Here is a 13,357-nt window from a genome sequence, read left to right as displayed (position 1 = left end):
AAAAAAATACTATTCTATCCTTTAAATATTTTATTGAATACATTTTTTTATGTAATCATCTACTTCATTTATGTTAATTCCTAAAACTATTGATATTTCTTGATATAATTGCTTTTTAGCATTTATTAAAATATCATCCTCTGTTTTATTAATTCTCTTTCCTAAAGATGCTTTTTCATCTTTTTCCAAATTAATTGAATTAATAACTTTTATAATTTCTAAAACATCACCACTTCTAATTATTGACTTATATTCTTGATTTTTCTTTCTAAAATCATCTATTTCAATAGTTTCTTTCTTAGAAATACATTCTATTAAATTCATAACTTCATTTTTACTCATAAGCTCTCTAATAGCAATTGTTTTATTATTTACAGGAATTTTTATAGTCATTTTTTTATTATTAATTGGAGCTAAAATATAATATTCTAGTTCTTTATCTTTTAATAGCATTTTTTCTATATCTTCAATCATGCACACTCCATTTAGCCCATATACAACATAATCATTTATCTTAAACATAATTCTTCCTCCTTAAGAAATTATTTATGCTGAAAAAAGTAGCTTCTACAGTTGAAACTCTTAGAAGCTACACATATTGTATCTTTATTATACCACAAAATAATTAATATTTCTAATAATATGAATATTTAAATATTTATATTATAATAATTCATAATAGATTGTTCTTTAAAACCACAATCTTTATATAAATTCAAAGCTTTTTTATTACTGATTTCTACATCTAATTCAACATCATATATTTTATCAGCTTTTAAATTATTTAAAGCTTTTCTTAGTGCTGATTTCCCATACCCCCTACTTCTATGTTCTGGTATAATTCCAAAGCCACTAATAAATGCTGAATCTAGCTCTTTACTTACCTTTATTTTCCCAATTAAATTATTATTATTATTGTAAATTAAATAAGTAATAATATTATTTTTTTCTTCATCTTCTGGCATTATTATTTCCTTCCATGAGTCTCCAAAGAAAATATTATTTAAGTTATTAATTTCACCTATATTATTATTTTTAGCTTTAACTAAAGTAATGTCCTTATTTACTTCTTGGATAATATTATTGTAACATTTCATCCTACATTCTGAAAAAGAATAAGCTCCATTTATATCTTCTATAAACTTAATTGCAGAATGAGCTTTATCATCACAAAGAAGCAATATTTCATTAAAGTTTCTCCTTTTGCATTCTTCTAATGCTAAATTAACAAGTCTAGTAAATATGCCATTTCTCCTATACTTAGGATGAACCATTCCGTTTATTTCAGCAATATTTCCTCCAAAACTTGAAATTCCTAAATATCCTATTAATTTATTATTTATATAAAATAAAAATTCATTAATATCATTTCTATTATTTTCATAATCCTTTTTTATTTCTCTTCTATAGCTTAATTCTAGCTTCAAGTTTACTTTATCTTCATTAAGAATAATATTTTCTAATTCTTTTATTTCTTGAATATCTTTATATTCTAAATATTTTTTTAAAATAATCTCTTTTGAAAATATCTTTTCTTTTATGTCTTTCATTGTTTTTCCCCCCAATACAGATTTATTTTATATAAACTTATATATTAATTTTACCATAAAATCCAATATTATTTTATTAAATAAAAAGATGACTACTATTCATAATAATAATCACCTCTTAATTATATTCCTTATTAACTTTTATAATTCTTTTAGTATATCCTTAAACTGCCATCCATATCTTTCTAATTCGCCTAATACAAAATTAATTCCTTTTTCAGTTTTATGCCAGTTATCTTTTGTTATATTATCTATATCCACTGGATGAATAATAAACTTAGTATCTTGATATAAAGTTTCATAATACATAAGACACCGTCTTGCATGATATGATTTACAGCATATAATTGCCTTGTTAATTTTTATTCCTAAGGAATCTGTTACCTTCTTAGAAAAAATAGCATTTTCATAGGTGAAGGTTGCTTTATCTTCTTTTAATATACAATCTTCTCTTACAGAATTTTTAATAAGTACATCTTTTAAAAATTCCCATTCAGAATTATATTTTTCATCATATATTTCCTTTTTAGATGAAGGTCCTGTAAAATATCCACTGTTAATTCCATAGGCTCCAGAAGGTAAAATCAAATTACTATATCCACTTTTCCATAACTTAGCTGCTTCTTCTGCCACTTCAGGATAAGATCCTCCAGGTATAAATATAATATCAGCTTTTTCTAAATCATCCTTTATAAAAACAAAATTACTTATATCTTTTAAATATCTAAATTCATTCATTCTCTAAATTATTCCCCTTCTTACTGCTCTATAAATTAAAGCTATAAAAGCTTTATTCTTTCATACTTTAATTATATCATAAGCTATAATTTTTTATTATATTATAATCATTTACGAGTATTTTATTTAAAAGTTATTTTTGAAATATAATAAAAGAGCATTAAATTTTTCTAATGCTCTTTTTCTTATTTTATTTATATTTTAACCTTATTCTAATTCAAAGGCTCCTGTGTATAATTGATAGTACTTTCCTTTTTTCTCAATTAAGTCTTCATGATTTCCACGTTCAATAATTCTTCCTTGTTCGAGAACCATTATAACATCAGAATTTCTAACTGTTGAAAGCCTATGAGCAATTACAAATACAGTTCTTCCTTGCATTAATTTATCCATACCTTCTTGAACTATGGATTCAGTTCTAGTATCTATACTTGATGTAGCTTCATCTAATATTAATACAGGTGGATCTGCTATAGCAGCTCTTGCTATGGCAATTAATTGTCTTTGTCCTTGAGATAAATTAGCTCCATCTCCAGTTATTTTAGTATTATATCCATTAGGTAAGTGTTTAATAAATACATCTGCATTAGCAAGTTTTGCTGCTGCATATACTTCTTCATCAGTTGCATCTAATTTACCATACTTAATATTTTCTGCTATAGTTCCTGTAAAAAGATGTGTATCTTGTAAAACTATACCTAAAGATCTTCTTAAGTCATCCTTTTTAATTTTATTAATATTAATTCCATCATATCTTATTTTTCCATCTTGGATATCATAGAACCTATTAATTAAATTAGTAATTGTAGTCTTACCTGCTCCTGTTGCTCCAACAAAGGCAAGCTTTTGTCCTGGTTTTGCATAAAGAGTTATATTATGAAGAATTGTCTTCTTATCATTATATCCAAAGTCAACATCATCAAATACCATATCTCCAAGTAATCTTGTGTAAGTAAGTGTTCCATCACTATGTGGATGCTTCCAAGCCCATATTCCTGTACGTTCATTAACTTCATGTATATTACCATCTTCATCAATTTTTGCATTTACTAAAGTAACATATCCATCATCAATTTCTTGCTGTTCATCTAACAATTCAAAAATTCTTTCAGCTCCTGCGAGTGCCATTATAACTGAATTAAATTGTTGAGACATTTGACCTATTGGATGGTTTAAATTTCTTGTTAATTGCAAGAATGAGGCTAAAGCACCAATTGTAAATCCTCCAATTTCATTTATAGCAAGTATACCTCCTACTATTGCAGTAAGAACATAATTTACATATCCTAAATTCCCCATAATAGGCATTAAAATATTTGCAAATGTATTAGCTTTATCTGCACTATCTCTTAGTTCTTCATTTAGTATATCGAAATTTACTTTACTTTCTTCTTCGTGACAAAATACTTTTACAACTTTTTGTCCTTCCATCATTTCTTCAATATATCCATTTAGTTTTCCTAAATTACGTTGTTGCTTACCAAAATATAGTGAACTTTTTCCTCCAACAGTCTTAATAACTTTAAGCATTACTAAAATCATAAAAACAGATACTATTGCTAAAGGAATATTTAATACTATCATGGAAATAAATACACTTATTACAGTTATTATTGATGACATGAGTTGCGGAATACTTTGGCTTATCATTTGCCTTAAAGTATCAGTATCATTTGTATATAAACTCATTATTTCACCATGTGGATGAGTATCAAAATATCCTATTGGTAAAGATTCCATATGCTTAAACATATCATCTCTAATCTTTTTAAGTGTACCTTGAGATACAAATATCATAACCCTATTATATAGATAAGTTGATAATGTTCCTGCATAATATATTATTGCCATAATTACTAGAGTCTTAAGTAATGGTACAAAATTAGGATTTGATTGACCTAAAAATGGAGTAATATAATCATCTATTAATGTTTTGAGAAATAATGTACTTATAACTTGAGTAATAGAACTAATTATAATTAAAACTATAACTAAAAATAATTTAAACTTATATTCTTTAAATATATAATCTAGGAGCCTTCTTAAAGTTTTCATTGGGTTCTTTCCCTTACCATGTTTCATTCCTTGTCCCATCCTAGGCCTCATTCTTATCAGCTCCTTTCACTTGTCCTTCATATACTTCTTTGTATATTTCATTAGATTTTAATAATTCTTCATGTGTACCAAAGCCATCTATTTTTCCATCATTTAAAACTATTATTTTATCTGCTTCTTCAACGGAAGAAATTCTTTGTGCAACAATTATTTTTGTTACGTTTGGAATTGATTCTTTAAATGCTTTTCTAATTAATGAATCTGTTTTAGTATCAACTGCACTAGTTGAGTCATCTAAAATTAATATCTTTGGCTTCTTTAATAAAGCTCTAGCTATACATAACCTTTGTTTTTGTCCTCCAGAGACATTAGTACCACCTTGTTCTATATGAGTATCATACTTATCTGGAAGATTTTCAATAAATTCACTAGCTTGTGCTGCATTACATGCATTTACTATTTCTTCGTCAGTTGCTTCTTTATTACCCCATCTTAAATTTTCTTTTATAGTCCCAGAGAATAATACATTTTTTTGAAGAACCATAGAAACTTCATTTCTTAATGTTTCTATATCATAATTTCTAACATCAATGCCCCCAACCTTTAAAGAACCTGAAGTTACATCATAAAGTCTAGGTATTAATTGAACAAATGTTGATTTAGCACTTCCTGTTCCACCTATAATTCCAATAGTTTCTCCAGAATTTATATTTAAATTAATATTTTCTAAATTTAAGTTTTCTTTATTATTAGTATAACTAAAGTTAACATTTTCGAAACTTATAGATCCATCTTTTACTTCATATATTGGATTATCGCAATTTTTCAAATCACTTTCTTCACTTATTACTTCTACTATTCTTTCTGCAGATGATTTTGCCATAGTAATCATAACTAATACCATTGATATCATCATAAGACTCATAAGAATATTACCTGTATAAGTAAATAAACTCATAAGTTCACCAGTAGTCATACTATTTGAGACAATTAATTTTGCTCCAAACCATGAGAAAAGTAATATTATTGTATAGGTTGTAAATTGCATTATTGGTGCATTTAAAATAATTATCTTTTCTGCCTTTATAAAATAATCATATAAATTTTGAGATGCTTTATGAAATTTACTTATTTCATGTTCTTCTCTAACATAGGCTTTTACAACTCTAATTCCAGTTAAATTTTCTTGTACACTAGCATTTAAATCATCATACTTTCTAAATACTTTTTTAAATATTGGATGAGCATTAGAAATAACGAAAAATAAAGCTACTGATAGAAAAATTGCTGCACCCAAGAAAATTAATGCCATCTTTGCATTGACATAAAAACTCATTATCATTGCTGCAATAAGCATAAAAGGTGCTCTTGCTAATGATCTAATTATCATAAGATATGCATTTTGTACGTTAGTAACATCTGTAGTTAATCTTGTAATTAAACCAGCAGTTGAATATTTATCAATATTAGAGAATGAATAGTCCTGAATCTTATAGAACATTTCTCTTCTTAAATTTTTTGCAAATCCAGTAGATGCTTTTGCTCCTGTTTTACCTCCTAAAACACCAAATGTTAATGATAGAAATGCCATAACTAACATTATAATTCCTAAGGTAGTTACATATTTCATATCTCCATTTTGAATTCCATTATCCACTATTTTTGCCATCAATACTGGAATAATAACTTCTAGTATTACTTCACAAGCCACAAAAACAGGAGTTAAAATAGAATCTTTTTTATACTCTCTTATATAGCCAGCTAATTTTTTTATCATACTATTCCTCCTTTTGTTTAATATATTTTAAATTTAAAATTCTTTGTTAGATTTCTAACTAAATTATTAAATAAAATTAATCACCTATATTTTTAATTAGTTTATCCAAATTAGAAATAAATATATTTAATTCCTCTTCTGATAGGGTATCAGCTATAGTTTTTTCTATAGATTTAATTTCTTTATAAACTAATTTATTTACTTCAATCCCCTTTTCAGTAATTATAATTTTCTTTAGTCTAGCGTCTTCAGATACACTTTCTCTTTTAATAAGTTGATTTTTTTCCATTAGTGTAAGTACACTAGTTACAGAAGAACGTCTTATATCAAATTCTTCTTCAATAGTCTTTTGAAATATGTCTCTATTAGCAGAATTTACATATATAAATCCTAAAATCTTAGCTTGCATACCACTAATTCCATATTCTAAACTTACTTTACCTATTCTTCTTTTAATTTTATGGGAAAGTATATTTATTTTTTTACCTACGTGTCTCATTTCACTCATTCTTTCACCTGCATTTTGTTAGACTTCTAACTAATTATATACCTACTAATTTAAATAGTCAAATAAATATAATTTCTTTTTTTTATATTCTTTTTTCTCTACAAATATAGTATACTCAGCACCTTAATAAAGATGCTGAGTATTTTAATTAGTTTGATTTAATAATTTCATTTGATTTTCTATCTTTTTTTTAATAATGTAACTAATCCCTTGAAAAAATTAATTTTTTTTATATTATATAAACTATAAATTTCACTTTTAATTAGTAATGAACTTACCCCTTCATTCTTGCAATATTTTTCAAATTCTATATTGCTATTTGAAGTAGTAATGATATTATTAAATTCTCCGCTGGTTATCATATAAAACACCTCCATTTCTGCTTCTAGCCTCAAATTTCTTATTATTTTTCGCAAACATTAAATTACTCATTATAAATATCCTCCTTTATTTTATTTTTTTATATAAAAATGACCCCAGTTACCCAGGGTCATATTAATATCACTTTTTTTAATATAAGTGTATAAAAAAACCATGAGTATAATAACTCATGGCTGTGTTAACATAATTTAAATTTCATCTAAAAAATTACAAACTATCTCCACTGGTAGAGCTATTAATAAAATATAATCTATATTCACTTTCATTCTTCATTGTTAATAAATAATTTGACATACCTCTACCTCCTTAATTTGAATTTATAATTTATTACTTTATTATTATATAATTATACTCATCTTTTGACAATTATATTTATAGAATTTTTTGAATTTTCATAAACCGTCTATATACTTTAGATATTATTAATAAATATACAATTAACAATATTAATTTTTAATCTATTCATTTCTACTAATATAATATGTAAATATAAATCCAATAATTCCAAGTATTATTCCAATAAGAGTGCTTAAACCATCTACTCCAGGAAAAACTGAAAAAACCGAACCTAAGATAAACCCAAATATCAATATATAAGTTTGTTCTGGAAATTTATTCAATAATACTTCAATTATACGAGCCGTAAGTAATGTTCCAACTATCCCACCTAAAACTATAGGTATCAAAATAGGTATATTAAACTTCACAACTGCTGTTATAGCAGTATTATAAAGTCCTAAAATATATAGCATAAATGATCCACTTATCCCTGGTAAAATAAGTGCTACAGCTACTACTACTCCTCCAATGAAAAGCCAAATAAAATTAAAAAGATTTAATGAAGTAATTATTGCTGATGCATCATTATTGGGAATTCCCATCATAAGTACTATTAATATACCTAAAACTAAATATAATAAGCTTTTTTTATTTATCCCTTTAACTGTTGCTTTTCTATACATAAGTGGTGCTCCCCCTAGAATTACACCAATAAATAAATAACCAATAGGAATAGGATAATTATCAAATAAAGTCTTTACTATATTACTAAATAATAAAATTCCAACAACTGCTCCAATTCCAACTTGTAACAGTATTCTATATTGATTTTTAAAATCTTTAAAAATATTATTAACTGAATGAAGTAACTTATCATATATACCTAATATCATTGCAATAGTTCCTCCACTAACACCAGGAACTATTTGAGATATACTCATTGCTACTCCTTTAAAAAAATTCTTTATAAAATTCATTACTACACCTCAAAAAATTATTTAAAATATATTATATTATATTTTTCAAAGTAAAAGTTTTTATACTTAATTAAGATATTATTAATATTTGTAAAGATTTATTTATTTTATTATTTTAATATGATGATATAATGAGTATTATTAAATATTTATTAAAAGGACTGATGCTATTGTTAAAACTAATTTATTTTATGAAAGACTATAAGAAGGAATCAATTCTTGGTCCAATATTTAAATTAATAGAAGCTATTCTAGAACTTTTTATACCAATAGTAATGGCTAAAATTATAGATATTGGTGTTCTTAATAAAGATGTTAATTATGTATATAAAATGGGAGGACTTCTAATTCTTTTAGGAGCAGTTGGTTTAGGGTTTGCTCTAGTTTGTCAATATTATGCTTCTATTGCTTCCCAAGGCGTAGGTACTTCAATAAGAAGTAAATTATATAAACATATTAACAAACTTTCTCATTCTGAAATAGATAAAATTGGAACTCCAACTCTTATAACTAGATTAATTAATGATATAAATCAAATTCAAACAGGTATAGCTATGTTAATAAGACTTGGTACAAGAAGCCCCTTTATAATTATAGGTTCTACTATTATGGCAATTACTATAGACTTAAAGCTTTCTATAATATTTTTATTAACTACACCATTAATTGCCTTAGTAATTTATTTAGTTATGAGTAAGTCTCTTCCTCTATATAAAGTAATTCAAGGAAAACTAGATAACTTATCCTTAATTACAAGAGAAAATCTTGAAGGTGCAAGAGTTATTAAAGCATTTTCTAAAGAAACTAATGAAAAGGAAAGATTTAAAGATGCTACTATTGAACTTACCGATACTTCTATTAATGTAGGTAAAATTTCAGCATTACTTAATCCAATTACATATATGATTATGAACTTAGCTATTATTGCTCTTTTATGGTTTGGAGGTATAAGGGTTAATATAGGATCATTAACTCAAGGTGAAGTAATTGCTTTTATAAATTACATAACTCAGATTTTACTTTCTTTAATTGTATTTTCTCAGCTTATTGTAATTTTAACTAAAGGTGCTACATCAGCTAATAGAGTTTTAGAAATATTAAGCATTAAGCCATCAATTACTGATAATCATATTAATAGTTATATTAAAGATAAAAAAACTAATTCATTAATTGAATTTAAAAATGTTTCATTTTCATATAATGATTCTAATGAATATTCTTTAAAAGATATTAACTTAACCATTAATAAAAATGAAACTATAGGTATTATCGGTGGAACTGGTTCCGGTAAATCAACCTTAGTAAATTTAATTCCTAGATTTTATGATGTTACTAGTGGTGAAATTTTTGTTAATGGACTTAATACTAAAGATTACAAATTAAAAGACTTAAGAAAATTAATTGGAATAGTTCCTCAAAAAGCTGTTTTATTTAAAGGTAGTATTTTAGAAAACTTAAAATGGGGAAAGGAAGATGCTGATATTAATGATGTAAAGGAAGCTTTAGAAATATCACAGGCAAAATCCTTTGTGGATTCTTTACCTGAAAAATATAATGCTACTGTTCTTCAAGGTGGCAAAAACTTTTCTGGTGGTCAAAAACAAAGGCTTACTATTGCAAGGGCATTAATTTCTAAACCTGAAATTTTAATATTAGATGATAGTTCAAGTGCTTTAGATTTTGCAACAGATGCAGCACTTAGAAAATCTTTAAAAGAAAAAACTAAGGATATGACTGTACTTATAGTTTCTCAAAGAGTAAGTAGTATAAGAAATGCTGATAAAATAGTGGTTTTAGATAATGGTGAAATTAAAGGAATAGGAACTCATGATTATCTTCTTAAAAATTGCCAAGTATATAGTGAAATATATTCTTCACAATTAAACAATTAGGAGGTGAGCTTTTGAATACTACCATAATAAAAAGAATTTTAAAATATACAAAACCTTATAATAAATATATTATTATAGCTTTTTTTAGTGCAGTAATTAATATTAGCTTGACTTTATTAACACCTATATTAATTGGTAATGGTGTAGATCTTATTGCAAGTAAAGGTAATGTTGATTTCACTAATCTTTTTAATATATTAATACTACTTTTGTTAACTATAATCTTCTCTTCATTATTTCAACTAACAATGACTAGATGTACAAATATAGTAAGTTATAAAACTATTAAAGATTTAAGAATTGATGTTTTTAATAAATTGAATGACTTACCACTTAAATTTATTGATGGCCATTCCCATGGTTCCATTATAAACAGTGTTATAAATGATATTGAAATAGTTTCAGATGGATTACTTCAAGGCTTTACTCAACTATTTACAGGAGTAATAACAATACTTGGTACTTTAATATTTATGCTATCAATTAATGTAAAAATTGCTTTAATAGTAGTTGTAATTACACCTATATCCTTATTTACTGCTTCCACTATAGCCAAGCATTGCCATTCAATGTTTAGAAACCAATCTCAAGTTCGTGGTGAACTATCAGGCTTTGTAGAAGAAATAATAGGAAATCAAAAAGTTGTAAAAGCCTTTTCTCATGAAGAAAAAGCAGAAGAAGAATTCGAAGAAATTAATAAAAAGCTTTATACATATGGGCAAAAAGCTCAATTTTATTCAGCTCTTACAAATCCAGTCACTAGATTTGTAAATGGTATTGTATATGCAGCTGTTGGTATTATAGGTGCTTTAAGTGCTATAAATGGTAATTTATCAATAGGTAATCTTTCTGCTTTTTTAAGCTATGCTAATCAATATACTAAGCCTTTTAATGAAATTTCTGGTGTAATTACTGAGCTTCAAGCTGCCTTTGCATCTGCTAGTAGAGTATTTAAAATACTAGATGAAGTTCCTGAAGTCTCTGACAAGGAAGGTGCTATTAACTTAAAAACTTGTACTGGAAATGTTGATATAAAAAATCTTTATTTCTCATATAGTGAAGATAAGCCTTTAATCGAAGATTTTAATTTACATGTAAAACCTGGTGATAGAATTGCAATAGTTGGTCCTACTGGTTGTGGAAAAACTACTTTAATTAATTTACTTATGAGATTTTACAATATTAATTCTGGAGAAATAAAAATAGATAATATTAATATTGAAGATATTACTAGAACTAGCACTAGAGGTCTTTATGGAATGGTTCTACAAGATACCTGGCTTTTCTCTGGATCAGTTAGAGATAATATTGCCTATGGCAGAAAAGATGCCACTTTAGAAGAAGTTATAGAAGCTGCTAAGGCAGCTCATGCTCATAAATTTATTATGAGGCTACCTAAGGGATATGATACTATACTTTCAGAAGATAGCTCCCTTTCTCAAGGACAAAAGCAACTTTTATGTATAGCTAGAGTTATGCTATCTAAGCCACCTATGCTTATTTTAGATGAAGCTACTAGTAGTATAGATACCAGAACAGAAATTTATATTCAAAGAGCCTTTAATAAATTAATGGAAGGAAGAACTTCCTTTATAGTAGCTCACAGACTTTCAACTATTAGAGAAGCTAATTTAATCTTAGTTATGAAGGATGGAAAAATTATAGAAAAAGGTAATCATAATGAATTATTAAATAAAAATGGTTTTTATGCAAATCTTTATAATAGCCAATTTGCAACAACATAAAAAGTGCTGCCGCACAATGTAAAATGAATAATAGAAAATGTAAAATTAAGGATAAAACTCCCTCATGAGTTTCTAAATTTTTATTAAGGGCTGCTTAGGCAGCCCTTTAAACTTTTAATTTTAAATAGTTATATTTTCTTTATTATTTTACTAAATGAATCTTTAGATATTCCCTCTGACCTTAAATACTTACAGAATCTATCTAGTGCTACCTTTACAGAATCTATACAATCATCTGTTGGTTTAAAATCCTCTTCCCACCACCATTTTTTTATTACTAATGGACTATCTCCTCTATTAAGTTCTGGTTCAAATCTTGCTACAATTCTATCTCCATATAAGACAGGTAATACATAATATCCATATTTTCTTTTATCTATTGGCTTATAAACTTCCCAAGTATAATCAAAATCAAAAATATCTCTAGTTAACTTCCTATCCCAAATTAAATTATCTAATGGGGCTAAAAATTTTACATTACTTTCATTAATTGAACTAGAATCATTTAAAATTGATATATCTTCTTTTCTTATATAAAATGTTTCTTTTAAATTTTCTACTTTAATAAGTATTAATTCTCCTTCATCTACTAATTCATTTAATATTCTTTTTCTTAAAGCTTTATTAGAGATATAGTTACCTAACCATCCTTCTCCACTTCTATCCCAGTAGGCTCCTATGCTCCCTATTCTCCTTTTAATATACCACTTAAAGAATTCATCATCATTTTGAAAGGGCTCAGCCTTATATAATATTTCTTTAGGCAATAATCTTTCAATTAAATCATATTTCTTTTGAGTATTTTTCTTTTCACTTACTCCAAGTTCACCACTATTCCATAAATAATCCATTGTAGCACTTGAAAGTTTTCCATGACCCCATATTCCTTTTTCTATAGACCCCAAATCAATTTTTGATGGGATAGTTGCACCATTTTTTTGTATAAATTCTTTTACAGTATCAACGTAGTTTATTGCATCAAATGAATTTCTATGCTTTAGTACACTTTCAACCTCTTTTTTTCTCTCAGACCTTACCCTCTTAAAATACGGCCAGTCATTTACAGAATAAATAGACATCATTTTATCCCATCCATCTATTAACTCTCTTTTCTTATAAAGTAAATCCTCTAACATAACAGAATCATAATCTTCTATTCTTGATTGAATAACTAAATCTGCATTTCTCCCTACAACATTTAACGGATCATATTGAATACATCCAACTCGCTCTATAAATTTCTTAATTCCCTCTTCCCCAATAAAGGTATTGTTAGTATATAGTCCTTGATATAAAACCAAAAATTTTCTTAATTCAGCTTTTGACATAATAAATATTTGCATATTCCTACCTCTTAGTATTCTTAATATATAACTTATGTAGCTATATATAGTTTAACATATTTTTACAAAGCGATAGTGTTTTAATATTAAAAACCTATGCATTTTAGTAACT

General features: G+C 26.1%; 11 protein-coding genes. 2 read left to right on the top strand and 9 right to left on the bottom strand.

The genetic code is table 11. The features are described 5' to 3' along the window. Positions 1-30: 30 nt before the first annotated feature. From ACFYH6_RS08830 to ACFYH6_RS08795, 8 genes are all read right to left on the bottom strand, one after another. Entirely contained in the window at positions 31-522 is a 492-nt protein-coding gene (locus ACFYH6_RS08830; RefSeq protein ID WP_416179435.1) for a CarD family transcriptional regulator, read from the bottom strand. Between the two features lie 128 nt (positions 523-650). Continuing rightward, positions 651-1,550: a GNAT family N-acetyltransferase gene (locus ACFYH6_RS08825; RefSeq protein WP_416179436.1), complete on the bottom strand. Its 900-nt coding sequence runs from the start codon at positions 1,548-1,550 to the stop codon at positions 651-653. Positions 1,551-1,691: 141 nt separating this feature from the next. Continuing rightward, a complete protein-coding gene (locus ACFYH6_RS08820) occupies positions 1,692-2,288 on the bottom strand; it encodes a YdcF family protein (protein ID WP_416179437.1) in 597 nt (198 codons plus the stop codon). A gap of 207 nt (positions 2,289-2,495) precedes the next feature. After that, entirely contained in the window at positions 2,496-4,394 is a 1,899-nt protein-coding gene (locus ACFYH6_RS08815) for an ABC transporter ATP-binding protein (RefSeq protein ID WP_316345092.1), read from the bottom strand. Then, complete coding sequence (locus tag ACFYH6_RS08810) at positions 4,384-6,120, bottom strand: ABC transporter ATP-binding protein (RefSeq protein WP_416179438.1); 1,737 nt, start codon at positions 6,118-6,120, stop codon at positions 4,384-4,386. The genes ACFYH6_RS08815 and ACFYH6_RS08810 overlap by 11 nt, the downstream gene beginning before the upstream one ends. A 76-nt stretch (positions 6,121-6,196) precedes the next feature. Further along, complete coding sequence (locus tag ACFYH6_RS08805; RefSeq protein ID WP_316345090.1) at positions 6,197-6,628, bottom strand: MarR family winged helix-turn-helix transcriptional regulator; 432 nt, start codon at positions 6,626-6,628, stop codon at positions 6,197-6,199. A 179-nt stretch (positions 6,629-6,807) separates the two neighbouring features. Continuing rightward, the gene (locus ACFYH6_RS08800) at positions 6,808-6,990 is read right to left on the bottom strand and encodes a hypothetical protein (protein ID WP_416179439.1); all 183 of its coding nucleotides are present in this window, start codon (positions 6,988-6,990) and stop codon (positions 6,808-6,810) included. A gap of 477 nt (positions 6,991-7,467) precedes the next feature. Continuing rightward, positions 7,468-8,265 (bottom strand): DUF368 domain-containing protein, encoded by a 798-nt coding sequence (locus tag ACFYH6_RS08795; protein WP_416179440.1) that lies wholly within the window; start codon positions 8,263-8,265, stop codon positions 7,468-7,470. A gap of 170 nt (positions 8,266-8,435) precedes the next feature. On the opposite strand from ACFYH6_RS08795, the gene ACFYH6_RS08790 reads away from it, so the two are divergent. Continuing rightward, positions 8,436-10,157 carry an ABC transporter ATP-binding protein gene (locus tag ACFYH6_RS08790; protein ID WP_416179441.1) on the top strand — a complete coding sequence of 574 codons (1,722 nt, stop codon included), beginning with the start codon at positions 8,436-8,438 and terminating at the stop codon, positions 10,155-10,157. An 11-nt stretch (positions 10,158-10,168) separates the two neighbouring features. Then, complete coding sequence (locus tag ACFYH6_RS08785) at positions 10,169-11,902, top strand: ABC transporter ATP-binding protein (RefSeq protein ID WP_416179442.1); 1,734 nt, start codon at positions 10,169-10,171, stop codon at positions 11,900-11,902. Between the two features lie 128 nt (positions 11,903-12,030). On the opposite strand, the gene ACFYH6_RS08780 is transcribed toward ACFYH6_RS08785, so the two are convergent. Further along, positions 12,031-13,245, bottom strand: coding sequence for a winged helix-turn-helix domain-containing protein (locus ACFYH6_RS08780; protein WP_416179443.1), 1,215 nt, complete (start codon positions 13,243-13,245; stop codon positions 12,031-12,033). Between the last annotated feature and the right edge of the window lie 112 nt (positions 13,246-13,357).

It is taken from the genome of Clostridium sp. HCS.1 (assembly GCF_047900555.1).
GTDB lineage: Bacteria > Bacillota > Clostridia > Clostridiales > Clostridiaceae > Clostridium.
This window is presented reverse-complemented; position numbering and strand designations above follow the sequence as displayed.